Raw genomic sequence first — 25,217 nt, 5'->3', positions numbered from 1 at the left:
GTCGAGCAGCAGGACGTCCTTGACCTCGCCCTTGAGGACACCGGCCTGGAGCGAGGCGCCGATGGCGACGACCTCGTCCGGGTTCACACCCTTGTTGGCCTCGCGGCCACCGGTCATCTCCTTGACGAGCTCGGCGACGGCCGGCATACGGGTCGAGCCACCGACGAGAACGACGTGGTCGATCTCGGACAGCTGGATGCCCGCGTCCTTGACGACGTTGTTGAACGGCGTCTTGCAGCGCTCCAGCAGGTCGGCGGTCAGCTGCTGGAACTGCGAGCGCGTGAGCTTCTCGTCCAGGTGCAGCGGGCCCTCGGCGGACGCCGTGATGTAGGGCAGGTTGATCGTGCTCTCGGTCGAGGAGGAGAGCTCGATCTTCGCCTTCTCCGCGGCCTCGCGCAGACGCTGGAGCGCCATCTTGTCCTTGGACAGGTCCACGCCGTGCCCGTTGGCGAACTGCTTCACCAGGTAGTCGACGACGCGCTGGTCCCAGTCGTCACCACCGAGGTGGTTGTCACCGTTGGTGGCCTTCACCTCGACGACGCCGTCGCCGATCTCCAGCAGCGAGACGTCGAAGGTGCCGCCACCGAGGTCGAAGACCAGGATCGTCTGGTCATCCTTGTCGAGCCCGTACGCCAGAGCGGCGGCCGTCGGCTCGTTGACGATGCGCAGAACGTTCAGGCCCGCGATCTCGCCGGCCTCCTTCGTGGCCTGACGCTCGGAGTCGTTGAAGTACGCGGGAACGGTGATGACCGCGTCGGTCACCTTCTCGCCCAGGTACGCCTCGGCGTCACGCTTCAGCTTCTGCAGGATGAAGGCGCTCATCTGCTGCGGGTTGAAGTTCTTGCCGTCCAGCTCGATCTTCCAGTCGGTGCCCATGTGGCGCTTGACCGAGCGGATGGTCCTGTCGACGTTGGTCACCGCCTGGCGCTTGGCGACCTCACCGACCAGCACCTCGCCGTTCTTCGCGAAGGCGACGACGGACGGCGTGGTCCTGGCGCCCTCTGCGTTGGTGATGACGGTGGGCTCGCCGCCTTCGAGAACGCTGACGACGGAGTTAGTCGTGCCCAGGTCGATGCCGACCGCACGTGCCATTTCGATTCCTCCAGGATGACTGCATTGAGCGGAACTCACTCAAGGATGCATGACACCGATCCCAGTGTCAACAGAGTTGAGTCGGACCGACTCAACTAACGTGCACCCACCCAGTGCGCACCGATCATCCCGACCACTCCTGGACAACACTCGCTCGCCCCACGAGCCACGCAACCCCTCCCCATCATCACGCCATGGCATCGTTCTGCCATAAACCGCCGCGAGTCGTGCAAATCTGTCACTCCGGCCCACCGATCCCACCAGGCAGGTGCGAACGATGCAGAGACAGGGGCAGCGGAGACAACGGGAGCAACGAAGACAACAGGGGCAGGTGCGGTCACGGGGGCGGCGACACCCCACGCACCGGCCGTCGGCGGCAGCCCTCGCGCGACTCCCGAGACGCCACCCGGGGCGACTCGCGGGACACCGCCCGGACCGCACCCCGAAGTGGCGCCCGGGGCGGCGCCTGTCGGCCGAGCGCGTCCTGGACCTGGCCCTCGGATCGGCCCTGCTGGCCCTGTCCGCCCCGGCGCTCGCCGCGGGCGCCCTCGCCCTCGCGGCACGAAGGCCGCCGGGCGGCATCATCGAGCGCTCGCCCCGGGTCGGACAGGGAGGCAGGGTGTTCGTCCTGTGCTCGCTGCGCACCCGCCGGCTGCGACTCGACGTGCTCTCCCGCCTGCCGCACGTCGTACGCGGGGACCTCTCCCTCGTCGGCCCGGAGCCCCTGCCGCCGGACGACCTCCGATCCCGCCCCACGAGCACCACGAATCCCGCAGACCTCACAGACACCCCAGCCCCCGCCGACCCCACAGACGCCACCGACCCCTGCAGCCCCGGCGACCCCGGCGACGCTTCCGGTGCATCCGGCGCATCCGGCGCGCGACACTGGCGACAGGAGCTGAAACCGGGCCTCACCGGCCTGGCGCAGATCCGCTCCCGCTCCAAAATGCCCTGGGACGAACCCGACCTGCTCGACCAGCACTACGCCGAGCACCGCGGAGTACGCCTCGACCTGGCCATCCTGGCGCGTACCGTACGGATTCCGCTGTTCCGGGACCTCCCCGGGGCGCCCCGCCCCGAAAGGCGCACCTGAGCGACACAGATCACCGCCGATGCGGCTACAGCGCCGCGGAATAAGTGGGTAGTGTCAGCACGGACTGATTAAGTTACTGCTTAGTAGATGCGAGTATTCGCTCGTAGACGCTGGATCCCACCCTCGCAGGCCCGAGGAGCCCCCAAATGCAACTCGCCGCGATCATCGTGTCGCTGGTGCTGACTGTGGTCGGCGTTGCGCTCATCGCCCGAGCCGTCGCGCAGATCTACCGGTTCGTCACACTCGGACAGCCGGTCCCGGCAGGCAGCCGTACCGACAACCCGAAGCAGCGCACGATCACCCTGGCCAAGGAGTTCCTCGGCCATACCCGGATGAACCGGTGGGGGATCGTCGGCTTCGCGCACTGGTTCGTCGCCATCGGCTTCCTGACGCTGCCGCCGACCCTGCTCCAGGCGTACGGCCAGCTCTTCAAGGCCGACTGGGTGCTGCCGATCATCGGCGACTGGGCGCCGTTCGAGATGTACACCGAGTTCATCGGCCTGATGACGACGGTCGGCATCCTCGTGCTGATCGCCATCCGGCTGCTCAACCTGCCCTCACGGGCCGGCCGCAAGTCCCGCTTCGCGGGCTCCAAGGCGTGGCAGGCGTACTTCGTCGAGTACGTCATCCTCATCATCGGCCTGGCGATCCTCACCCTGCGCGGTCTCGAAGGCGCGATCCACCACGTCGACGGCTACGAGGCCGGTTACTTCATCTCGTACCCCCTGGTCCTCGCGTTCCAGGGCCTCACGCTCGGCACGCTGCAGAACCTCATCTACCTCGTCGCCGCGATCAAGATCGGCACCTCGCTCATCTGGATGATCACGGTCTCGCTCAACACCAACATGGGTGTCGCCTGGCACCGCTTCCTCGGCTTCCCGAACATCTGGTTCAAGCGGAACGCGGACGGCGAGCCGGCCCTGGGCGCGCTGCAGCCGATGACGTCCGGCGGCAAGGAGATCGACTTCGAGGACCCGGGCGAGGACGACGTCTTCGGCGTCTCGCAGGTCGAGCAGTTCTCGTGGAAGGGCATCCTCGACTTCTCCACCTGCACGGAGTGCGGCCGCTGCCAGTCGCAGTGCCCGGCCTGGAACACGGGCAAGCCCCTCTCCCCCAAGCTCCTGATCATGTCCCTGCGCGACCACGCGCACGCCAAGGCCCCCTACCTGCTGGCCGGTGGCGGCAAGACGATGGAGGGCGAGGAGAAGGCGTCCGAGGAGCAGCTGAAGGACGTCCCGGCCGCGGCGCTCGCGGAGGCGGAGCGCCCGCTGATCGGCACGGTCGAGGAGAACGGCGTCATCGACCCGGACGTGCTGTGGTCCTGCACCACCTGCGGTGCGTGCGTGGAGCAGTGCCCGGTCGACATCGAGCACATCGACCACATCGTCGACATGCGCCGCTACCAGGTGATGATCGAGTCCGCGTTCCCGTCCGAGGCGGGCACGATGCTCAAGAACCTGGAGAAGAAGGGCAACCCCTGGGGTCTCGCCAAGAAGCAGCGCGTCGAGTGGACCAAGGAGGTCGACTTCGAGGTCCCGATCGTCGGCAAGGACGTCGAGGACCTGACCGAGGTCGACTACCTGTACTGGGTCGGCTGCGCGGGCGCCCTGGAGGACCGGGCCAAGAAGACCACGAAGGCGTTCGCGGAACTCCTCCACATCGCGGGCGTCAAGTTCGCGATCATGGGGGGCGACGAGAAGTGCACCGGTGACTCGGCCCGCCGTCTCGGCAACGAGCCGCTGTTCCAGCAGCTCGGCCAGGAGAACGTGGCGATGCTGAACATGGCGTTCGGCGAGTCCCTCGACGAGGACGGGGGCGTGGACGACTCGACGAAGAAGGCCAAGTCGGCGAAGAAGATCGTCGCGACCTGCCCGCACTGCTTCAACACCATCGCCAACGAGTATCCGCAGCTCGGCGGCGAGTACGAGGTCATCCACCACACCCAGCTGCTCCAGCACCTCATCGACGAGGGCCGGCTGATCCCGGTGACCCCGGTCGAGGGCCTGATCACGTACCACGACCCGTGCTACCTGGGCCGTCACAACAAGATCTACACCCCTCCGCGCGAGATCATGGACAAGGTCCCCGGCCTGCGCCAGCAGGAGATGCACCGCCACAAGGAACGCGGCTTCTGCTGCGGCGCGGGCGGCGCCCGGATGTGGATGGAGGAGCGGATCGGCAAGCGCATCAACGACGAGCGCGTCGACGAGGCCCTGTCCCTCGACCCGGACATCGTCTCCACCGCCTGCCCGTTCTGCCTCGTCATGCTGACCGACTCGGTCAACGGCAAGAAGAACGACGGCAAGGCGAAGGAGTCGGTCCAGGTGGTCGACGTCTCGCAGCTGCTGCTGGACTCCGTGAAGACCCCGGCCGACCCGGCGGGCGACGCCGAATCGACGGACCGGCCGGAGCCGGAGCCGGTGAAGTAGACCGCCCGGACCGCCGTACGACGGAAGCGGCCGGACCTGCCTCGGGGCGGGGCCCGGCCGCTTCCGCGTTCCTGTGGTTCCCCGCTCCCGCGCTCCCGCAGGCGCGCCCGCTCGCGTACGGGTACGGCGGAGCCGCCCCCGCCCCCCTCAGCGGGTTTTCAGGGCCCCGGCGCCTCCCCCGGTCTCCCCCGGGGTCTCCCTTAGGGGATGTCACAGCTCGGCCGCAATGGCGGGCAGGTTTCCCCGGCCCTCTCACCACACCCGCGCGGACCAGGTACGTTCGACGAGTGGCTGGATTCAGGATCGGACGCGGCCGGGACAACCGCACCCCGCAACAGGCGCAGCAGCAACCGCAGCAGCAGCCGTACGGCACACAGGCACCACCGCCGTACGGGCAGCAGCCATGGCCGCCGACGGGCGGCAACGGCGCCCCTCCCTCGTACCACCGCGGCGGCTACGCCGACGACGGCAACGGCGGCTACCAGGGCGGCTACAACCCCGATGGCCCCAGGCCCGGCCATCACCCCGGCCACCACGGCGGTGGTCACGGCGGTGGTCACGGCGGTGGTCACGGTGAGCCGGAGTACTTCGGCGACCCGTACCAGCAGCAGCCCCACCCCCACGGAGGCCCGCGGCAGGGCGACCCGTACGCCAACTCCCCGGGCCACACCCAGGCGTTCAGCCTCGGCGAGGACCCGTACGGCGACGGCAGCACCTACCGCGCCGGTCAGGCCCCCGCCCAGCCCGCGGGCCCGCGGCTGCACTGGAAGGACCTGCTCAGCGGCATCGTGCTGCGCCCGGGGCCGACGTTCTGGCAGATGCGCGACTACCCCGTCTGGGGCCCGGCGCTGATCGTCACGTTCCTCTACGGCCTGCTCGCCCTCTTCGGCTTCGACCAGGCCCGGGAAGACGCGATCAACGCGACGATCTCCACGGCGATCCCCTACGTCGTCGTCACGGGCGTCTGCTTCGTCATCGGCGGCCTGGTCCTGGGCGCGGTCACGCACACCCTCGCCCGCCAGCTCGGCGGCGACGGTGCCTGGCAGCCGACCGTGGGCCTCTCCATGCTGATCATGTCGATCACGGACGCGCCCCGCCTGATCTTCGCCCTGTTCCTCGGCGGCGAGAACTCCCTGGTCCAGGTCCTCGGCTGGGTCACCTGGCTGGCCTCGGCCGCGCTCTTCACCACGATGGTCAGCAAGTCGCACGACCTGCCGTGGCCGAAGGCCCTGGGCGCGTCCGCGATCCAGCTGGTCGCCCTGCTGTCGCTCATCAAGCTGGGCACGCTCTGACCCACGGCACGGCACCGCGCCGCACCGCGTCGGCGTGTGTGCGACGGCCCCGGCACCGCACGAAGGTGCCGGGGCCGTCGCACGTGCGGACCGGGCCTGCGCGGGCCGCGCGTTCGCGGTCCGCGCTTGTACGTGCTGCGCCTGTATGTGCTGCGCCGTCGCGGTCCATGCCCGTATGCGCTGCGCCTAAGGGCTGTCCCGCAATCCGTGGCGGACCAGCGCGCGGCGTCAGATGTGGTGCATCGCAAGGCGGAGGGGCGTCCGCATACTGGATGTATGCGGACGTTCCGGCAACGCGGCGAGGTGCCGCAGCCGTCGTCGCGCGCCCGCCAGGGATTACGGGACAGCCCTTAGACGGGCTGCGCGTTCGCCGAGGCCGAGGGGAGCGACGTCCGGTCCGCCCCGACCCGGAGGGTGTGGCCCTTCGGGATCTCCTCGTCGGGCTTCCCGCTGACCGCGGTCGCGGTCGCCTGGGCGGAGAAGTCGTCCTCGACGGCGAGCATCGGCGTGTACTTGGTCTGCCCGGTACGCACGGACGCGGTCTGTCGCCGGGAGGGCGTGGTGTTGATCGTCACCGTGTCACCGGGCTGTGCGCCGGTCAGCTTGCCCCACACCGTTCCGCACCGCTCGCTGTACCGAATCTCCAGGTGCATCGTGCCGGTCCAGTCCTCCTCCAGCGTCCGCGCGCCCACGCCGCACCCGGTCTTCTCGGGATCCAGCCCCACGCACGCCTCCGCCACGCAGGAGGGCGAGGCGGCGGACCCGGGCGTCGCCGTGCCCGGCGCCCCGGACGCAGCGGGAGGCGAGCCCTTCGCCCCCTCGTCGTCACCGCCTTCGAACACCGAGGTGAGGATCACGGAGGCGACCGCGCCGACGACGGTCACGACCAGCGCGCCGATCAACGTCTCGGGCCCGTGGCGCCCAGCCCAGCCGCGCCATCGGGAGCGGGAGGTCGAGGAGCCACCGGCTCCCTCGGGTAAACCGCTCGGCCCTCCGGACGGCGGAGTGCCGTTCCCTTCTGCCATCTCTCCCCCAGTTCCGCCACGGACCATGGCAAGACCTGTTCACCTGGAAGGAGAGTGTTCCCCGCCGGACGTCACGCCTACCCCGCACAAGCGAACGCCCGAGTCCCGCCCGGCCGGGCCCGGCGGGCCTGACGCCCACCGTGTCCCAGGCGTCCGCGTCCGCGGGCCCCGAAGTCCGAGTGCGCCGGGTCTCAGGCGTCGAGGACCTGTCCGCCACGCCGTACGACGGGCTTCTCCACGCTCCACGGGAAGTTGATCCAGCGATCGGTCTTCTTCCACACGTACTCGCACTTCACGAGCGAATGCGGCTTCTCGTAGATGACCGCGCTGCGCACCTCGGCCACGTGGTCGATGCAGAAATCGCGTACGAGCTTCAGCGTCTTCCCGGTGTCGGCGACGTCGTCGGCGATCAGCACCTTCTTGTCCGAGAAGTCGATCGCATTCGGAACGGGTGCCAGCATGACCGGCATTTCCAGCGTGGTCCCCACCCCAGTGTAGAACTCGACGTTCACCAGGTGGATGTTCTTGCAGTCCAGCGCGTAGGCGAGGCCGCCCGCGACGAACACCCCGCCGCGCGCGATGCTCAGCACGATATCGGGCTCGTAACCGTCGTCGGCCACGGTCTGCGCCAGCTCGCGGACGGCATGACCGAATGCCTCGTACGTCAGATTCTCCCGCACGTCATCACTCATTCGGTATCACACCTGGGTCCGATGGAAATTCACGTACGAACGCGACGCGGTCGGCCCGCGCTGGCCCTGGTACCGCGATCCGTACCGCTCCGAGCCGTACGGGAACTCGGCCGGCGAACTCAGCCGGAACATGCACAGCTGCCCGATCTTCATGCCCGGCCACAGCTTGATCGGCAGAGTCGCGAGATTCGACAGCTCCAGCGTCACGTGCCCGGAGAATCCCGGGTCGATGAAACCTGCGGTCGAATGCGTCACCAGACCGAGCCGCCCCAGCGAACTCTTCCCCTCCAGCCGCGACGCGAGATCGTCGGGAAGCGAAATGACCTCGTACGTCGAGGCGAGCACGAATTCACCGGGGTGCAGGATGAACGCCTCGTCCCCGTCCGGCTCGACCATGCGCGTCAGATCGGTCTGCTCGACGGCCGGGTCGATATGCGGGTAACGGTGGTTCTCGAACACCCGGAAGTAGCGGTCGAGCCGCACGTCGATACTCGATGGCTGCACCATCGACGCATCGAATGGATCAATGCGTACACGTCCGGCGTCGATCTCGGCCCGGATGTCCTTGTCTGAGAGAAGCACTCCCCGAGGATACGCAGAACGCGCGGGCCCGCCCCAACCAGGGACCGCCCCGCGCGCCTGTCACCGCTCCCGCCGCGTCATCCGCGGCCTTCCGCTACCGCTGCTCGAACACCACGGGCACGGCATGCCGCAGCCGCGCGCAACGAGGACAGCGAATAAGCCGCCCGGGGCCGATCCGTCCGGACCCGAGCTGCTGCATCGGGAACGAGGCGGTAGCGAAAACGTGCCCTTCGGCACAACGGACGACGGTGCGCTCCATGGAGTCCATCAAGTCCCTTCCCCATCAAGACATGGACGAGAACGCCACATTAGGGGATGAACAGGACGCCACTCCAGGCGGCACTCCGACGCCCTACGCTACGCCCCCAACTCCCGCCCCCAGCACCCGTTTCCACCCCTCGCGCAGACGTCTCCACACACCAAAAAAGACCCACGGCACCGCCGGAGGTCTGGCATGGGGTAGAGTGTGGAACGCTGCACAAGGGATCGATCAAGCACGATGATCGCCAGTGCTTTGCGGGTGTAGTTTAATGGTAGAACATGAGCTTCCCAAGCTCAGAGCGCGAGTTCGATTCTCGTCACCCGCTCTTACAAGAGGGCCCAGGTCAACAACCTGGGCCTTTCTTGTTGTCTAGACCTCTTAGAGGGTGGCGTGCCCTCCGTGTGCCCCATCTCCCGCCGAGGCGGATGCCTCGGCGCCGTCCTCAATCCATGGGAGCCACGCCGGGGAAGGCGCCAAAAGACAACGTGGGTGACTTGGGCCACTCCGCCGGATCGGCTGCGTCAGCCGCATGCGAGGGCACGTTTACCGCCCGGTTTCAAGGCGCCGAGGAATCGTTGCGTGTCGGCCGACGCTGAGGTGCTTCTGAGCCAGACACGGTCATTCACCAGCGAAGTAGGGGCCGCATGCCACAAGGTGTGGTCCTCATAAGAAGCGTCCTCGGGGGAGGTGGCAGATGCTGCTGTCGTGGAGGGCGATGGCGCCCACCGGAAGCAGCCAGCACCCCACCGGCCCGCAGAAGCCGGACGCTATCCCCGGAGTCCCCGTAGATACCGTGACCGGAAAGCCAATCGCTTACGTGCCCGGACAGCGCCCCGCCCGGACCGATTACACGCAACGGGATGAGGTGCCAAGCAATAATTCGGTCACCCGAGGATTGGCCGGTTCTATGCATGAGCGGGTCAACCGGATCGGGCAAGCACAGGACTGGCTCGGACGATGGCAGGACAAGATCCAAGGAAGGCCCCCGCGTCCTATCCGGGCTCTGGATGAATTCACCGGCGAGTCTCTCGCACAGTGGGCCTTGGCCAACGTGCTGTACGCCCGAAAGCGGCCAGTACCGTCCTTCGGATTCGGGCTGACGCCGGTGCTCACACACAGCGTTGCGGCACGAAGGCAGCGTCGGATCCGTGGCGCGTTGTTGCTGGCAACGCCTGTCTATCTGGCGGGCTCACATCCACGAGGACTTGTAGCAATCGCCGCCGCCGTGTTGCTGTGGCAGTTCCTCACCGGGCGGGCTGGCCGGGCGATCGCGCGATGGGGTTTTAGTGCACTCGTTCCAGCTGTCTTCCTTGTTGCGGCGCTACTAGCCCTCTGGAATCTCGCCAAACCACATCACCCGCTACTGCGTGATGCCGTCCTGGAAGGCTTACTTGTCGCGCCGCATCTGTTGCTCGCCACCACTACCGTTCACTTGCTCGACCGTTGGGCGTGCCACGCCTACATGCAGTCGCTGCGTCCTGGCCGCGAACACATCGCCACACGTCCCTTCCTCGCTCCCTTCGCCGCCAAGAGAATCGCTGCGCGCAAGGTCACTGAGCAGTGGCAAAGCATCGCGTACCGGAGGGAAGGCAGGGTGGATCGCTTCGTCGGAGCCGGCCTCGACTCGTGGCCGAGAGGCGCCACCCGCATCCAGCTCACGCCAGCCCGCACCAGTGAGGATGAAGAAGACCACCCGCCTTTGGCCACAGCTGATTTGTCTGACCTCGACGCAAGTCAGAAATTCGAGGCGGACGAGCTGCTCGACAAGGTGCGCGAGGAGCTGAAGGAGCTTCGCGGAGCTCTCGTCGAAACCCACGCCCTGCCCAACTGCGATGTGGCCGAGTTCCTCGGAATCCCCGAGGGCCGGTGGAAGAGCTTGGGCCAGAGCAGTGGAGGCGGCGGCGATAAGTCGGAGTGGCCGGAGGCCACTGAGATGTGCACCGAAGCCCGGGATGCGCCCACCGGGCACTTCTCCCGGAGATACCTCGCCGCGCAGGTCGTCGCCTGGGATGGCCAAATCGTCGTCACGGTCTTCGCGCATGCCGCCCTGGAAGGCAACACGCTGCACTTCGTCACCCGCCCCCACGTCCTGGCACCGCTGCTTCCCTCGGCAAACGTAACGCCCGCCAAGGGCTGGGATCTCGCCAGGAAACTGGCAGAAACACCCCTCCACGCATGCGGAGATACCGTGGCGCTCGCGTCCCGGGTGTACACGGCCATCGGACGCGGCCTCGGGCTGCTGACCGCTGTGACCACGGCCGCTGCCGCTGTCCGCGAGAAAGACGACGGCCGGCCGGTGAGCCTGAGAGAGCACTGCGGTCGGGAGACAACTGAGGACATGCACCAGACCGAGGACGTGCAGCGCTACGTGTCGATCCTGCAATCGCGGATGTTCAGCACGGTGAGCGCTTTTCTCGCCGACCACGGTCTGGCGACCGGCGAGTTCAAACGTCAGGCCATCGCCATCACCCAGAACTTCATCAGCGGCGACAACAACCAGGTCAACACCGGCAACATGGGCGGCGGCATGCAACAAGGCCCCATGCCTGGCGGTCCGGAAAACAGAACCGAGAAGGCAGGTTGATCATGAGATTCGGGCGAGCAAACGCTGGTGGTGGCACCAATGTCACCGGCAGCGGCAACCAGGTCAACACCGGCAGAGTCGGTGGCGACATGCGCCAAGTCCAAGTCTCGGGGACTGCAGCAGACGATCCCAGGCTGTTGGCTGCACAGACCAGACTCGCCGAGCTGGTAGCTGCCCTCGACGCACGCGCTGACGAAGTGCACAGCATCGACGGTTGCCGCCAGGCCGTAGCCAGGATTGACGAGGAGCTACGCGAGCCGACGCCGGACGGTCGCCGCCTGACCGAGACCCTGGAGATGCTAAGCCTCGCGCTTGGGTCTGCCACGTCCCTGACCTCGCTCGCCGGATCACTTCGAAGTGCGATCGAGGCACTTCTCAGCTGAGGAACCGGATCGCCCCTTCATGCTGCGAGAAGGCCAAAAGCTGGCTGGAGGCCGAGCGTCACGGCTACGTGGGCAGGGCCGACCGGCCCTGCCCACGTCCGCCTATTTCTCTCGTGCAGCCGAGCGGCGCGCTTCCTCAATCTCCGGCGTCCCTCCTGCACCAGGGCGTCGATGCCCGACGCAACCTCCCGCTGCCGCTCACCATCGGAGTGCTGGTAAATCAGCGCAGCCTTCTCCGAGGACTGGCCGACGCGGACCATCGTGTCCTTGAGCGTGGCGCCCGACTGGGTGGACAAGGTGTGGCCGGTGTGGCGGAGGTCGTAGAAGCGGAAGCCTTCCGGCAGGCCGACCCTGGTTCGGGCCCTGCGCCACTTGCGGCCGAAGGTGGACCGTCGGAAGGGGGCGCCCTTCTCTCCGACGTACAGGAGCCCGTCGGGTTTCTTCTCGGCGTACCAGTCGAGGTGACGCTTCACCTCGATGTGCAGGAAGGCCGGGAGGAAGACGGTTCGCCTTCCGGCGGCCGCCTTGGTGTCGCCTTCGACGCGACGGCCGGTGGTCAGCTCGGGTGCGGCGTCACGGATCTGGACCGCGAGGGGTTCGAGCGTGACGTCGGGCCGCCGAAGGGCGGCCTGCTCTTCCGGGCGCATGGGCCCGTAGGCGCCGAAGGTAGCGACTGCAGCGTGCACGGACCGGATCCGGTCCGTGCACGGCACCGCCGTGCGACAACGTCGCCAGTAGGGGCGGTACACAGCGGTCAACACGGGTTCGGATGGGAGCCCAGCATTCTCCCTACGGCAGTCATTTTCGCAGGTCAGGCGCCATCCGTATGCGCAAGTGCCGGGTGGTTCCCAAGCTCAGAGCGCGAGTTCGATTCTCGTCACCCGCTCCATGTAAAGCCCCGGCCCCTGGCGCTTCCGGATCTCCCGGATCTTGAAGTCCATCGCACCCCCTGAGCTGGGGTGTTGCGACGACCACTAGAACCTAAAAACCGTCCCGGGGCTTCCTCTTTGACATCCGCACCCCTGGCGGAACGGCACCGGTCGGCCCCTCTGCCTGCCCGCGGGAGCGTACGTCCGCGGATCGCGGAGCCCACCACTGGCTCTTCCTGGATAATCGGGCTATGGCAACACCGCCCGGTCTTTCTGATCTCCGCCGTGCCAAGTTTGCTCGGCGCCTGCCCGCAGCGCTGTCCGACCTTGTCGGCCCCGAGCACGGCACAGTGAGTCTGCCGCTCCACCTGGCATGGTCGGGGCTCACTACGTTCGACCTCGATCAGCCCCGGCTGCGGATGAGCTACTACCGCATCGTCCTGGCCGAGGGGCAGCACGACGACCTGGTCCAGTACCTCGATCGCGACCTTCTCGTCGGCCTGTGGCCCACACTGCGCACACTGGTCAGCCGTGATGTCCGTGAGGTCTGGGAGAGCTCCTTCGACGAGCTGGCTCACAGCGTTCAGGCCGCTGCGTGAACCTCACAGAACTGCACCGCCGCCTGCTTGCAGATGTGCTCGCCGTGGGCGGTGATTACCCTCTGGTGCTCACCGGTGGCTACGCGGTCCAAGCACACGGCCTGGTCGACCGGCTCAGCCAGGACCTCGATGTCGCGACCGAGAACCCAGATCCCATGGAGGACATCGCGACCGTCGTGCGAACCGGACTGGAGCGGCGCGGATGGCACGTAGAAGCCCTGGAGACAGACCCGCTGTCCGCACGCCTGATCGTCACCGACCCTGCCAGCCGCGAAGAGTGCGAGGTCGACATCCTCAAGGAAGCACTCTGGCGACCACCCGTACACACCGAACACGGCTTGGTGCTGTCCCTCGAAGATGTCGTCGGCACCAAGGTCCGCACCCTGGCCGACCGCGGACTCGCCAGGGACCTGATCGATGTGCAGGCCGCCACGAGCCGCTGGAGCCCCGTCGAACTCGAAGAGCTCGGCCGACGCCATGCCCGCGACTCCTTCGACCTCAGCGAGCTTCAAGCACGGCTGAGCGGAGCCGACTGGATCGATGACACGGAATTCGCCGCCTACGGACTCGACGCGCAGGCAATTGCCGGGCTGCGCCGGTGGGCACAGACCTGGGCCGACGACATCGGGGAACGGCTTCACGAGCTTGAGGCCCCGCACGAGGACTGATGGCCTGACGGATGCCGACCGTTCGACAGGAATGCGGTTCGCGACAGGGGCTGGCCGCCCCTCGGCCGCCGTGACCACCCGCTGACACAGGCTTCCCTGTTGGTCCACGGCCGCAGCAGGGGCGGAAGCCGTGCCACAGACCTACGATGGCTCGAGAAGGCACCATCAAGTCGAACCGGCGCTCCAGAGGAGACCGCGATGGTGGAGCACTTTGTCTGGGTGACGACACGCCGCATCAAGCCGGGCGCGTTGGAGGAGTTCGAGAGAGCCTGGCGCCCGGACCCGTACCCGCAGGCGCTGCGGCGCGCCTACGCGTACTGGTCCGAGGACGGGCAAGAGATCACCGGGGTGTCGTTCTGGGACACCAAGGAAGCGTGCGACTCCTGGCGGGCCTCCGCGGCGGAGACGCAGCGGCGTGAGGCCATGGCCCCTTACGTCGTCGAGGAGCGGGAAGGCTTCTATCGCGGCCGCGAACTCGGAGTCGGGCACGCCTGAAGCCGCCGCGGTCCTTCTGCCCACGTCCCGGAACGCCGAGGACGGGCAGCACCGGTCGCGGACACCGACACTCCCGGCCCCCATCGATCCTCCAGGGGCGATACTGGAGTCATGGCCCCATAGACGGTGAACCGAGTTTTGAGGTGGCCGATGAGCACTCTCGAAGAACAGATCGACGTTGCTGTTCCGATCGCTGTGGCCTGGAAACACCTCCACGAGGTGGAGACCTATCCGCGATTCGTCGAAGGAGTGCGCGAGGCTCGTTCGGAGGACGGGCACCGGGCGCGCCTGGACGTCGACGCGGGCGGCCGGGCTCAGGAGTTCGAAGCCGAGATCACCGACCGCGGCAAGGAACACATGCTGGAGTGGCAGACCACGAGCGGTCCGGACCTGGCGGGGACCTTCTCACTGCTGCCCATCGACCGGGAGCACACCCGGGTCCAGGCCCGGATCGAGTACGACCCGGGCACCGTCAGGGAGACATTCGGCGGGCCGAAGGGATTCGCCCAGGCGACCGCGATCGAACGGCTTGTACGGGACGACCTCGAGCACTTCAAGGAGTTGGTGGAACGGGAACGGTGAGGCGCCCCCACCGGTCGGGGTCGGCCTCACGCTTCGCGAGGGCGTATGACGGCAGTGCGGTCCAGGGCCGTCGTGCCCCGTCCGTGCCCTTCAGCACGGCAAACAGCAGTCAGCAACGGTGCCCCGTGTGTCCCCGCATGGGACGCCCAGCTGGCGGCCGACCTGGTCAGCCCCATGTCAGCCTCGCAGGCGACGTTGATTCCCAAGCTCAGAGCGCGAGTTCGGTTCCCGTCGCCTGTTCCGCGGCGAAGGCCGGATTCCGGTGGCTTTGTACGTCCTGCGGGCCCTCGCCGCTGACCGGCAGGTAGGCCGTCTCCTTCAGGGAAGAGGCCGCGGAAGTGGGCTCAGTAGGTGACGGCCACCGCCTCCGTCTCGCCGGACTCGGTGCCGTCGGCGTAGCGGACCGAGAGGCGGTAGTACACCGTGGTGGTGGGCGGCTGGGTGATGTCCGAGTACGAGGAGCTGGAGTTGCTGGGCGAGGTGTTGATCAGGTCGAACTCCCCCGTCCGCGGGTTCCAGCGGCGGATCACGATGTCGGTGGCGGGGCTGCCCTCCCCGTTCGCACCGGCGACGAAGCCCCAGGAGATGTAGCCGTCCGAACCCGCGCCCACGAAGGTGAACGGGCCGCCGGTGGCGGGCGGGGTGGTGGGGCGGAGGTCCAGGGCGGTGGTGGCGACGGTGGTCGCGCCGGTGTCCGGGGTGAGCTGGTTGCCGTACTGGTCGACGGCGACGACGGCGTAGCGCGCCTCCTGTCCGTCGGCCGGCACCATGTCGTGGAACGTCGTCCTCTTGATCTCCTTCGGGCGGTGGCTCCAGGAGTCCTCGACCGGGGCGTACGTCCACCGACCGTCGGAGAGGGTGCCGCGCAGCACGCGGTAGTGGGCGAGGCCGGGGGCGTCGCTCGCGTCCCAGGAGAGGGTGACGCCGTTCTCCTCGGGGGTGGCGGTCAGTCCGGTGAGCGCGGCGGGGGCGGTCGTGTTGCCGGTGACGGTGACGGTGACCTTGTCGGAGGAGGGGCCCCCGTTTCGGGCGTGGTCCACGGAGATGACGTAGTAGATGTACGTGGTGCCGGGCGGCGGGGCGACGTCGGTGAAGGTGGTTCCCTTCACGCCCTTGCCGACTTCCTCGGGCGCGGTACCGGCGGCGGCCGTGGCGCGCCTCCGGAAGACCGAGTAGCCCGCGAAGTCCCTGCTGGTCCCCTCGGAAGGGTCCCAGGTCAGCGTGACGCCCGCCTCGCCCTCCTCGGCCCGCAGGTTGAACGCGGTCTCCACCGGGGGTGTCTTGTCGCGCGTGTAGTACATCGCGTAGGACGAGGCGGCCGATTCGAGGCCGTGCGTGTCGACGGCGGTGACGACGTAGTAGTAGACGTCGCCGGTCTGCGGCACGGGGACGCTGTAGTAGCTGTAATACGTCGGCTTGTCGCCGCTGAGCAGGTTCTCGGGGGTGAGGGCGACCGGGAGCGTCGTCGAGCGGTACACCCGGTAGCCGGCGAGGTCCGGCTCCTTGTTCTCGTCCCAGTAGAGGGTGACCCGGTCCGGGTAGTTCATGGACCAGTTCTTGTCGACGCCCTTCGGGGCGGCCGGGGCGGTCCGGTCGACGGTGGTGATACCGATGTCCGCGGTGCCCGACGAGGTGTTGCCGGCCTTGTCGTAGGCGCGGACCTCGTAGTAGTGGACGTGGCCGTCCTTCGGGACGGTCGTGTCGGTCCACGAGGTGGCCGTCGTCGTCGCGATCGGCTTCGCGGGGAAGGAGGTGCCCATCAGCCGCCGGTACACGTGGTATCCGGCGAGGTCCATCTCCTTGTTCCTGGCCCAGGAGACCTTCGTGGACGTGCTTGTCGCGTCGTACCTGACGGTGGTGCCTGTCGGGACGAGCGGCTTGACCTTGTCGACGCTCGCCGACGTGCGCGGGGCGTAGCCGAACTTGACGTTCGCGGCGCCGGTCCAGTTGACGTAGTCGACGCGGAGGCTGTGCTTGCCCTTCGGGACGGTTACGTTGACGGTCCTGGTGACCGTGGCGGAGCCGTCCTTCCACACATCGACCTTGCGGACGCCGTCGAGATAGACGCGGATGCCGTCTCGGGCGGAGACGGTGAACGAGAAGGGCCCACCGGAGCCGAAGTCGCGGCTCATGGACCAGCGCACGCCGAACTTGTTGGCGGGCATGCCCTTGTAACCGGGTGCCCGGGTACCCCAGTTCTCGTCGATCGTGGAGTCGCAGTCCGTGCGCTTGGGCGTCCCGGAGAACGTGGTGTTCGCGTAGAACGTCCGCTTGAAGACGGGCGATGCACAGGTCACAGCGGCGGCGGAGGCGGAGGGGGCCACACTGAGCAGGCCGCCTGCGGTGGCGAGCACGACGGCGCAGGCCGCGGCGACCGTCGTGCCTCTGGGTCGGTTCATTCGTTCCTTCGGTGTGGATCGGCGGCCGATCAATCCGGCCAACGACCATGACTCACGAAGTGGTTGCCTGGTTGTAGTGCCTGGTGTATTTAGCCCCGCGTCCCGGCAGGTGAACCTTTCTGGAGGGCTCCGGCCTTGTGGAGTCGCCCGCCCGTGCCCGCCGCCCCTCGCCTCTTCCGGAACGCGGTTAGCGGGACGGGGCCTCAGAACGGGCGGGTGTACGGGTGCGCCCGCACCCGGTCGTGGATCTCGCGCAGCCACGGCCGTCGCACCGCCGGCAGCCGCGCCAGCGTGTGGAGGAATATGTACGGGTCGGGGCGGAGGAATCGCCAGGGGCGTGGCGGCAGAGGGTCGTCGCGCAGCACACCGTCGGGCAGTCCGCCCGTCGCGGGCACCAGGGAACGTTCGTCGTGGAGCGCGAGGTACGTCCACACGTCGGCGGCCAGCGGCACCGTGTCCGCGGCGCCGGGCGAGGCCCACGCCCGCCCGGTACGCGGATGCCGCGGGACCAGGGCGATGTCGGGGGCCGGGTCGGGGGAGGGCAGGCCCGGTCCGTCCAGGGCCAGCCTCCTCACCGAACGGCCCGGGATGGCGGGGGCGAGCCTCCTCGTCGGCGGGCCCGGTGGGAGCAGGGCATCGAGGGCACGGCCGAAGGTGTCCGCGAGGAGACCGTCGGACATGGTCACCCGGGCGCCCGCCGAGGCTGCCAGCAGATGGGCGAGGGACGCGCCGATCGCCGCCTCCCAGCGAGGGTCCCAGGCCCCGGACTGTTCGACCGGCAGGGTGCCACCCTGCTGTTCCCGGATCAGCGTCTGCCAGTCGGCCGCCGGGCGGTGGTCCGGGACACCGTCGACGGAGACGCGGCGCACGGCGTGCGGAACGAGCCATGCCGTCTGCCAGTACGAGCAGTCGTCGATGCGGGTCGCCACCGCCCGCCCGCAGTTCGTACAGGCCACGTTCGGGCCGTCCCGCCCGTCCAGGCCCAGGCAGTAGCCACCGAGCCGTTCCGGGATCAGGGCGGTGTCGCGTAGGTCGCCCGGCGCGACGGCGACCGCTCCGGGCTCCCCGAAGGACAGGCCGTCGAGCGGCGCGAACACGCCGCGGGCCGCCGCCTCGTCGGGCAGGATCTCGTTCCACGGCCGCCAGGGTGGGCCGGAGGGCTCCGGATCGACGGCGTACGTCCCCGATTCCATGAGGGCGGGGAGCAGTTGGTGCCCGTACGTCTGGCGGGCGTGGACGGGAAGCGCGACCCGTGACACGGGAGCGGTCAGGGCGACGCCGCACCGCGCGCACACGAACACGTCGGCCATCGGTCCTCCTCCTCTGCCGGACCGATTGTCACTGCCGGACGGAGAGGAGTCCACTCACCGAAAAGGGGTCCGGTCATCGTGGAAAGGGCTCCGGTCATCGCGAAAGCCCAGGCCGTCGGCCCGGGCTCTGCAACATCGGATACGCCGGTGGGCGGCTCGTGGCGCGGGTCAGCCGACCCTGCGGACCGGGCCGATCTCCAGCTTGGTGCCGTCCGGGTGGTCGGTCGCGGGCAGGCTGCCGGCGGGCCAGGAGAGGGTGACGGACTTGGTCTCGTTCGGCGGCGTGACCACGATCTTGGTCGGGCGGACACCGGAACCACCGGAGTTGTTGACGGGGAAGTAGATGTTGAAGGCCGCCACGTCACCCGTCTTGATGACGTCTCGGCCCGTGGCCTCGCCGTTGCGGTCCAGGGAGATCGAGGAACCGTCGGCCGTCTTGAGGTCGGCGCCGGCGAAGCCGTTCACGACACAGTCGCCGCCGGTGTTCTTGAAGCTGACGGTCACCACTCCCTCCTTCTTGTCGGTGGTGTTGTCGGCGGCCTCGACCTGGAGCGCGTCGGTGCGGCAGGCACCCGCCTTGGCATCGCCCGCGCCCTTCCCGGCGGAGGAACCGGAGCCGGAGGAACCGGAGCCGGAAGAGCCGGAGCCGGAGGAGCCGGAGCCGGAGGAGCCCGTGGACTCCTTGGACCCCGAACCGGAGGTACCCGTCGAGTTCGAAGATCCCGTGTTCTGGCCCGCCGAGGAGGCGGCCGGGGCGGCGGCACCATCGGCGTCGTCGCCGTTGCATGCGGTGAGCGAGAACGCCGCGGTCAGACCGACGGCGGCGACGACAGTCCTACGAGCACGCTTGCCGAACATTTCTCTTCCCTCTGCCGAATTGATGGACGCACCGATTTTCGCGACAAGAAAATTTATACAGAGAATCCGGTCACGGAACGATCCAGAGTATGTTCGCGTTCTGTCACCAGAATTCTTCGGCGCGCCGACTTGACCTGAGCAGGGGGTTTCCGCTGGTCGCGGCGGGGCGGCGCCACGACGAGCGGCCGTCGAAGGCCCGCCGGCGCTGCCACGCACAGGCCCTGGAACGGGAGGCCGGAATTCCTCTTTCGACTGTCGACCCGATATTCGTGGCATGTGAAACATTTGTGCATCGACGCGTCGGATTTCGCGAACGAACCGGGCCCGGCACACACATCTCACGTACATACACGGCCCCGGCTGAGCATTCGAACTCACGATCGACCCCGCCTCCGTCGGCCAGGCCGTTCCCAACCGTCCACGGGGAGACAGACCATGCGCACGCTCACCCGGCCCCGGCCCCGTCCCCGGCCCCGTCCCCGGCGCCGCCCCGCGTCCGTCGCAAGGCTCAGGCCGACCGCACTGACCGCACCGACCGCGTTGACCGCTGCGGCGCTGCTCACCGGCTGTTCGTTCGAGGACAGCATCTGCGACGGACCCTTACGACCTGGGGAGCAAGAGGGAGTGGATCAGCGAGCGGCGTCGTGCGGCTTCGACTCCAAGGCGGACAAGGGAGGCGGATGGGCTCTCCCCTGCTCGAAAGCAGCTGAGAGCCCGGGGAAGGAGCGTCGCTGACCGACGACGACGCGGGAGGCGGAGTCGCAGGGCGCCGGGAGCCCGCTCCCTCTTGCTCCCCAGGTCGTTACGCCGAAGCCCTCCCGCACACCGTCCAGCGCGGTCGCCTTCACACAGTGGTCCGTGGCGATACCGACGATGTCGAGCTCGGTGACGTCACGGGCGCGCAGCCAGTCGGACAGGGGTGCGCCGTCTTCCGCCGCACCCTCGAAACCGCTCTTGGAAGCGGAGTGGGCACCCTTGCAGAAGACCTCGTCCACTGCGCCGGAGTCACGGCGGGGGCGAAGCCGGGGCGGAACTCGCCCCCCTCGACACGTGATCCCCGCGGCCTCGGGACTCGCGACCCCGGGATCACATGACCTCGCGGCCTCGCGACCCCGGGATCACATGACTCCATGGCTCCATGACCCCGCGACCGCCGCGACCTGGTCGCGTCCGCGACCCCCGCGACCTGGTCGCGTCCGCGGCCGTCGCACCCAGGGCGCCGACCGCCGGAGACCCCGCACCCCGACTTTCCATCATGTTCAGGCCATATGCCGGGCCGTCGGCCCCGCAGAGCGGGCCACGGCCGGGCCAACCGCGCCGATGGGGGTGCCGGTTCCGCCCCCGTATGTGAACATTCCACGCCAAGAGTGCAACTGGCGTGGCGGCCTTGACATTTACCCGAGAGCCCGATGCTAAGATCATCTTACTTCCAGTGGGCTGATGGCATGTGGGGGCATTCCGGGAGGGATGAATTCCTCGGCCCCGCATTCGGAGGGGCCTTCCCCGCGTGACCCGACCGTGGCTCGACCAGCCCGGACCACGGGGCTCACGAGGGAGCGTCAAGCCGTTTCCACAGCCATGGCACTTGAAGTGAGTCTCATGACATTTGTACAGGGCCCGCTCTTCTGGGCGCTGGTTGTCGTAGCACTGGTCGCCGTCGGCGCCGTTCTACGGGCTCGTAAGACCAATATCGGGCTTCGCAGACAAAACTCCCAACTCCGTGGCGAGCGTGACGCGCTCCAACGGCAACGGGACGAACTACACGCCGCCCACACCGGTCTGCTGCACCGACAGACCTCCGACCTCGCCGAGGTCCGCAAGGACGCCGAGGAGGAGACCAAGGCCGTCCTGAAGGCGGCCGTCCGTACCCTCCAGGGGCTCGCGGACGAGCAGCAGGTGGTCATCGAGAACGCCCAGAAGAAGTACGGCGACGACCCCGGCATGCTCGCCGACCTGATGGCCATCGACCACGCCAACAGCCAGCTCGGGCGCCGCGCCCAGGGCATCGCGGTGCTGTGCGGTGGTTGGCTCGGTCGCCGCGAGACCTCCGCCTCCGTCTTCGACGTGGCCCGCAGCGCCCAGGGACGTATCCGGCACTTCGACCGGGTCCGGGTCAACGGCCAGGTGTACTTCTCGGTGGTCAGCAAGGCCGTGGAGCCGGTCGCGGTGGTCCTCGCCGAGCTGCTGGCCAACGCCACCAACTACTCCGCCCCCGGCACCCCGGTCGAGATCAACATCCAGGCCGTGCCGAAGGGCGTCTGTCTCATCGTCGACGACGCGGGTCTCGGTATGGGCCAGGAGGAGAAGGACCGCGCGGCGGCCCTCCTCGCCCCCCAGGCCGCGATCAGCGTGTCCAGCCTGGGCATTCCGCCGCAGTTCGGGTTCGCCGTGTCCGGTGTGCTGGCCGCCCGCTACGGCTTCAAGGTCTCGGTGGACTCCGTTTCCCCCTATGGAGGTGTGCGCGCGGTGGTCCTGCTGCCCGACGAGCTGCTCACCGCCGACGCGCCCACTCCCGCGCCGGCCGAGGTGGCCCCGGCCGCCCACGACCCGGGAGTGTCGACGCTGCCGCGCCGCCCGGTGGCCGCACCGGCCCCGACCCCGCTGTTCCCGCCGACCCCGCAGCCGGCCGCCGCCCCTCAGCCTGCGGCGCCCTTCACCACCGCGGGTGGTCTGCCCAAGCGTCGTCGCAAGAGCCCGGTGTCGGTGGTGCCGTCGGCCGAGCCCGCGCCGGTCCGCAGCAACGAGGAAACGGCTTCCCGTCTGGGTGCGTTCCAGCGTGGAACCCGGTCCGGACGTGACACGACGACGATGGAAGGACCCGAGATCCAGTGAACCCCGATCTTTCCTGGGTGCTCAACGATGTGCTCCAGGTACCCGGAGCGCGGCACGCGATCCTCGTCTCCGCCGACGGTCTGCTGCTGGCCAACTCCAGTGAGATCGGCCGGGACGACGCGGAGACCGTGGCGGCGGCGATGAGCTCCATGCAGTCGCTGAGCCGGGCCGTCGCGCCGTTCATCGGGGCCCAGACCCCCGGACGCTGGCGCCAGACGCTTCTGGAGTACGAGCACGGCTGGATCTTCCTGATCGCCGCCGGGACCGGCGCCTACCTGGCCGCGGCCGCCGCGGCCGACGTGGACATGGAAGCCATGTCGTTCCGCATGCAGCAGCAGGTCACCGCGCTGGGGAAGGCGATGACCACTCCTCCCCGCCTGAACGCCGGAAGCGACATATGACGGCCCCGGGCGAGGAGCAGTCGGTCAACAGCGGGTTCGTCCGTTCCTACGTCATCACCGGAGGACGTGGGCTGCCCGACGCGGAGAACCTCTCCCTCGTCACCCTCGTCACCATCGCCCCCGACCGGCAGCCGCCGCCGAACCCCAGCCCCGAGGTCAGGGCCATCTGGGAGCTGTGTTCGGGCGGGTATCTGTCGGTGGCCGAGGTCGCGGGCCGCCTGGGGCTGCCCGTCGGTGTGGCGCGTCTGCTGCTCAACGATTTAGCGGAACAGGGTCATCTGATGCGCCGCAAGGCGCCGCCGCCGGCTCAGCTCGTTGACAGGAAGATCCTCGAAGAGGTGTTGCATGGACTCCACGTCCGGTTCGGCTGAGAACATCTATGTGTCGGACGCGGTGCGGCGTGCGGCGAAGATCCTCGTCGTCGGACACTTCGCCGTGGGCAAGACGACGCTCATCGGCACCCTCTCCGAGATCACTCCGCTGCGCACCGAGGAGCGGATGACGCAGGCCAGCGAGCACGTCGACGACCTGCGCGGCGCGCCCGACAAGGTCACCACGACGGTCGCGCTGGACTTCGGCCGACTGACCCTCAGCGACGAACTGGTGCTGTATCTGTTCGGTACGCCGGGCCAGCAGCGTTTCGTCGAACTGTGGGAGGACATGGCGCGCGGCTCGCTGGGCGCACTGCTCCTCGTCGACCCGGCCCGGCTGGCCGACACCTTCCCGGTGATCGACCTGGTCGAGACGTACGGGCTGGAGTACGCGGTCGCGGTCAACAGCTTCGACCCGTACTCCCGGCATGCCGAGGAGGAGCTGCGCGAGGCTCTCGACCTGCTGCCGGACACCCCGGTCGTCTACTGCGACGCCCGGGACGAGAAGTCGTCCGCACAGGCCCTGATCACGCTGGTGCAGCACCTTCTCGCGCGCGTGGCCTGACCCGGCCACCGGTGCTGGTGGGCGTCCCCGCCACCCGTCGCGGTGGGCGTCCCGCCGCGTGGCCGGCCCGCTGTCCGGCGCCTCCGGGCCCGGACGGCGGGCCGGCCCCCGCTCCGACCACCGCCCTCCAAGACGGGTGGCCGAGCCCCCATCTCCGTCCGTCGTGCGGGCCCATCGGCCCGCGTTCACATCGAGGAATCAACATGGACTCGTCGCCGGGAGCCACCCCGTACAACGCCCCCAGCGGGTGCCCGATGCACGGTGAGCGCCAGACGTCTCTCTACGGGCCGGAGTTCGCGGCCGATCCGCAGCGCGCGTACGACGCGTTCCGCGCACACGGGCCCGCCGCCCCGATCGAGCTGGCCCCCGGCGTGGACGCCACCCTCGTCGTGCAGCACGAGGCCGCGCTCCGGGTGCTGCAGAACCCCTCGTACTTCGCCCGCGACTCGCGGCGGTGGGCGGCACTCCGGGAAGGGCGCATCGCGCTCGACAGCCCGGTACTGCCCATGATGGCGTACCGTCCGAACTGCCTGTTCACGGACGGCACCGAGCACCTGCGGCTGCGCAAGGCGGTCACCGAGAGCCTCGCCCGGCTCAACACCACCCGGCTGAGCCGGGACGTCGAGCGCATCGCCGACTACCTGATCGACCAGTTCATCGAACGCGGCTCCGCCGACCTGCTGGGCGACTACGCCAAGCTGCTGCCGCTGCTGCTCTTCAACCAGCTGTTCGGCTGCCCCGGCGACATCGGCGACCGCCTGACCCGCACCATGGCCGCGATCTTCGACGGCGAGGACGTGCTGCGGGCCAACGCCGAGATGACGGAGTGCTTGATGGAGCTGGTGGCGCTGAAGCGGCGGCAGCCCGGCGAGGACATCACCTCCTGGCTCATCCAGCACCCGGCCGGCCTGCGGGACGAGGAGCTGAAGGACCAGCTCGTCATGCTGATGGGCGCCGGCATCGAGCCGGAGCGCAACCTCATCGCCAACGCGCTGCTGCTCCTGCTTTCCGAAGACGCGGGCAGCGCGCAGCGGCGCGGCACCGGGATGCTGGTCGAGGACGCCCTCGACGACGTGCTCTGGAACAACCCGCCGATCGCCAACTACGCGACGCACTACCCCGTCCAGGACATGGACCTGGGCGGCGTGACACTGAAGGCGGACACGCCGGTACTGATCAGCTTCGCCGCCGCGAACACCGACCCGGCGCTCACCGGCGCCCGCCAGACCCTGAGCAAGGGCGCCCATCTGGCCTGGGGCGCCGGCCCGCACGTCTGCCCGGCGAAGTCCCCGGCCCAGCTCATCGCCCTCACCGCGATCGAGCGGGTCCTCAACAGCGTTCCGGACCTGACCCTCGCCATACCGGCCACCGGCGTCGAATGGCGGCCGGGCCCGTTCCACCGCGCCCTGGTGTCGCTGCCCGTGCGATTCAGCCCGAGTGCGCCGCGCCGGGTCGCGAACGTGCCGAACACCGCCGCGGCTTCGCCCGTGTCACCTCGTATCTCCCCTCTTGACGACGCCACCACGACGCGCCACGACTCCGGGGAGCCCCAGAAGAGGAACAAGGGCTGGTGGAGCTCCTTCCTGGACGTCTTCCGGGTGTGAGCGCGGCCGACGGGGAGCGGACCGCGCCAGGCGCCAGGCACTGAGCGGTCCGCGATCCGTGACCCGTGACCCGTGACCCGTGACCCGTGACCCGTGATCCGTGATCCGCGCAGCGGTCTCGGTCCGCGCAACGGTCCGTGATCCCGGTGCGATCCCGCGATCCGAGTCCGGATACCGGTCGGAAACTTCCGGCCGTCGACTTCCGAAAAACTCCGCTCTCGACGACCGGA

General features: G+C 68.6%; 21 protein-coding genes, 1 tRNA gene and 2 pseudogenes. 15 read left to right on the top strand and 9 right to left on the bottom strand.

Annotated features, from left to right (window positions below; genetic code table 11):
* Positions 1 to 1,092, bottom strand: a 1,092-nt coding sequence (locus ACFYXM_RS07380) for an Hsp70 family protein (protein ID WP_389287696.1), incomplete at its 3' end; no start/stop codon positions are given.
* Positions 1,093 to 1,423: 331 nt separating this feature from the next.
* Between ACFYXM_RS07380 and ACFYXM_RS07375 the strand changes: the two genes are divergently transcribed.
* The 3 genes from ACFYXM_RS07375 (at position 1,424) to ACFYXM_RS07365 (ending at position 5,906) form a co-directional block, all read left to right on the top strand.
* Positions 1,424 to 2,185: a sugar transferase gene (locus ACFYXM_RS07375; RefSeq protein WP_389287694.1), complete on the top strand. Its 762-nt coding sequence runs from the start codon at positions 1,424 to 1,426 to the stop codon at positions 2,183 to 2,185.
* Positions 2,186 to 2,331: 146 nt separating this feature from the next.
* Entirely contained in the window at positions 2,332 to 4,614 is a 2,283-nt protein-coding gene (locus ACFYXM_RS07370; RefSeq protein ID WP_389287692.1) for a (Fe-S)-binding protein, read from the top strand.
* A 287-nt stretch (positions 4,615 to 4,901) separates the two neighbouring features.
* Positions 4,902 to 5,906: a Yip1 family protein gene (locus ACFYXM_RS07365; RefSeq protein ID WP_389287690.1), complete on the top strand. Its 1,005-nt coding sequence runs from the start codon at positions 4,902 to 4,904 to the stop codon at positions 5,904 to 5,906.
* Positions 5,907 to 6,256: 350 nt separating this feature from the next.
* On the opposite strand, the gene ACFYXM_RS07360 is transcribed toward ACFYXM_RS07365, so the two are convergent.
* The 3 genes from ACFYXM_RS07360 to dcd form a co-directional block, all read right to left on the bottom strand.
* Positions 6,257 to 6,931 carry a DUF2690 domain-containing protein gene (locus ACFYXM_RS07360; RefSeq protein ID WP_389287688.1) on the bottom strand — a complete coding sequence of 225 codons (675 nt, stop codon included), beginning with the start codon at positions 6,929 to 6,931 and terminating at the stop codon, positions 6,257 to 6,259.
* Between the two features lie 191 nt (positions 6,932 to 7,122).
* Positions 7,123 to 7,623, bottom strand: coding sequence for a phosphoribosyltransferase (locus ACFYXM_RS07355; RefSeq protein WP_351524200.1), 501 nt, complete (start codon positions 7,621 to 7,623; stop codon positions 7,123 to 7,125).
* A gap of 6 nt (positions 7,624 to 7,629) precedes the next feature.
* On the bottom strand, positions 7,630 to 8,205 hold the full coding sequence (gene dcd / locus ACFYXM_RS07350; protein WP_389287686.1) for a dCTP deaminase: 576 nt from the start codon (positions 8,203 to 8,205) through the stop codon (positions 7,630 to 7,632).
* A 516-nt stretch (positions 8,206 to 8,721) separates the two neighbouring features.
* Here dcd and ACFYXM_RS07345 point away from each other — a divergent pair.
* The 3 genes from ACFYXM_RS07345 (at position 8,722) to ACFYXM_RS07335 (ending at position 11,434) form a co-directional block, all read left to right on the top strand.
* A tRNA-Gly gene (locus ACFYXM_RS07345) sits at positions 8,722 to 8,792 on the top strand.
* A 468-nt stretch (positions 8,793 to 9,260) separates the two neighbouring features.
* Positions 9,261 to 11,051 (top strand): hypothetical protein, encoded by a 1,791-nt coding sequence (locus tag ACFYXM_RS07340; protein ID WP_389287684.1) that lies wholly within the window; start codon positions 9,261 to 9,263, stop codon positions 11,049 to 11,051.
* 2 nt (positions 11,052 to 11,053) lie between these two features.
* Positions 11,054 to 11,434, top strand: coding sequence for a hypothetical protein (locus ACFYXM_RS07335; protein ID WP_389287728.1), 381 nt, complete (start codon positions 11,054 to 11,056; stop codon positions 11,432 to 11,434).
* A 140-nt stretch (positions 11,435 to 11,574) separates the two neighbouring features.
* Here ACFYXM_RS07335 and ACFYXM_RS07330 read toward each other — a convergent pair.
* A pseudogene (locus tag ACFYXM_RS07330) lies at positions 11,575 to 12,099 on the bottom strand (tyrosine-type recombinase/integrase); the annotation flags it as partial.
* Between the two features lie 455 nt (positions 12,100 to 12,554).
* Between ACFYXM_RS07330 and ACFYXM_RS07325 the strand changes: the two are divergent.
* The 4 genes from ACFYXM_RS07325 to ACFYXM_RS07310 all read left to right on the top strand — a co-directional run bounded on the left by ACFYXM_RS07325 (position 12,555) and on the right by ACFYXM_RS07310 (position 14,647).
* Positions 12,555 to 12,902, top strand: coding sequence for a transcriptional regulator (locus ACFYXM_RS07325; RefSeq protein WP_351071647.1), 348 nt, complete (start codon positions 12,555 to 12,557; stop codon positions 12,900 to 12,902).
* Complete coding sequence (locus ACFYXM_RS07320; RefSeq protein WP_389287681.1) at positions 12,899 to 13,570, top strand: nucleotidyl transferase AbiEii/AbiGii toxin family protein; 672 nt, start codon at positions 12,899 to 12,901, stop codon at positions 13,568 to 13,570. The genes ACFYXM_RS07325 and ACFYXM_RS07320 overlap by 4 nt, the downstream gene beginning before the upstream one ends.
* A gap of 198 nt (positions 13,571 to 13,768) precedes the next feature.
* Complete coding sequence (locus ACFYXM_RS07315) at positions 13,769 to 14,065, top strand: hypothetical protein (protein WP_073789040.1); 297 nt, start codon at positions 13,769 to 13,771, stop codon at positions 14,063 to 14,065.
* A gap of 150 nt (positions 14,066 to 14,215) precedes the next feature.
* A complete protein-coding gene (locus ACFYXM_RS07310) occupies positions 14,216 to 14,647 on the top strand; it encodes an SRPBCC family protein (RefSeq protein WP_389287679.1) in 432 nt (143 codons plus the stop codon).
* A gap of 344 nt (positions 14,648 to 14,991) precedes the next feature.
* Here the strand turns inward: ACFYXM_RS07310 and ACFYXM_RS07305 are convergent, their stop codons facing one another.
* The 4 genes and pseudogenes from ACFYXM_RS07305 to ACFYXM_RS07290 all read right to left on the bottom strand — a co-directional run.
* Positions 14,992 to 17,046: a PA14 domain-containing protein gene (locus tag ACFYXM_RS07305; protein WP_389287676.1), complete on the bottom strand. Its 2,055-nt coding sequence runs from the start codon at positions 17,044 to 17,046 to the stop codon at positions 14,992 to 14,994.
* Between the two features lie 203 nt (positions 17,047 to 17,249).
* Positions 17,250 to 18,356 (bottom strand): hypothetical protein, encoded by a 1,107-nt coding sequence (locus ACFYXM_RS07300; RefSeq protein ID WP_389287674.1) that lies wholly within the window; start codon positions 18,354 to 18,356, stop codon positions 17,250 to 17,252.
* Between the two features lie 168 nt (positions 18,357 to 18,524).
* Positions 18,525 to 19,214, bottom strand: a complete 690-nt coding sequence (locus ACFYXM_RS07295) for a DUF4232 domain-containing protein (RefSeq protein WP_389287672.1) — start codon at positions 19,212 to 19,214, stop codon at positions 18,525 to 18,527.
* Between the two features lie 809 nt (positions 19,215 to 20,023).
* Positions 20,024 to 20,259, bottom strand: a pseudogene (locus ACFYXM_RS07290) (isochorismatase family protein); the annotation flags it as partial.
* Between the two features lie 554 nt (positions 20,260 to 20,813).
* Here ACFYXM_RS07290 and ACFYXM_RS07285 point away from each other — a divergent pair.
* The 5 genes from ACFYXM_RS07285 to ACFYXM_RS07265 all read left to right on the top strand — a co-directional run bounded on the left by ACFYXM_RS07285 (position 20,814) and on the right by ACFYXM_RS07265 (position 24,987).
* Positions 20,814 to 22,046, top strand: a complete 1,233-nt coding sequence (locus ACFYXM_RS07285) for an ATP-binding protein (protein WP_389287670.1) — start codon at positions 20,814 to 20,816, stop codon at positions 22,044 to 22,046.
* Positions 22,043 to 22,447, top strand: coding sequence for a roadblock/LC7 domain-containing protein (locus ACFYXM_RS07280; RefSeq protein ID WP_073789056.1), 405 nt, complete (start codon positions 22,043 to 22,045; stop codon positions 22,445 to 22,447). Before ACFYXM_RS07285 ends, ACFYXM_RS07280 begins: the two co-directional genes overlap by 4 nt.
* The gene (locus ACFYXM_RS07275; protein ID WP_351517666.1) at positions 22,444 to 22,818 is read left to right on the top strand and encodes a DUF742 domain-containing protein; all 375 of its coding nucleotides are present in this window, start codon (positions 22,444 to 22,446) and stop codon (positions 22,816 to 22,818) included. The genes ACFYXM_RS07280 and ACFYXM_RS07275 overlap by 4 nt, the downstream gene beginning before the upstream one ends.
* Positions 22,793 to 23,383, top strand: coding sequence for an ATP/GTP-binding protein (locus ACFYXM_RS07270; RefSeq protein WP_389287667.1), 591 nt, complete (start codon positions 22,793 to 22,795; stop codon positions 23,381 to 23,383). The genes ACFYXM_RS07275 and ACFYXM_RS07270 overlap by 26 nt, the downstream gene beginning before the upstream one ends.
* Positions 23,384 to 23,586: 203 nt before the next feature.
* Positions 23,587 to 24,987, top strand: a complete 1,401-nt coding sequence (locus tag ACFYXM_RS07265) for a cytochrome P450 (RefSeq protein WP_389287665.1) — start codon at positions 23,587 to 23,589, stop codon at positions 24,985 to 24,987.
* Positions 24,988 to 25,217 lie beyond the last annotated feature (230 nt).

The organism is Streptomyces sp. NPDC002476, from assembly GCF_042889785.1.
GTDB lineage: Bacteria > Actinomycetota > Actinomycetes > Streptomycetales > Streptomycetaceae > Streptomyces.
Note: the sequence above shows the minus strand (reverse complement) of the source record. Positions and strands in the feature narration are given on the sequence as shown.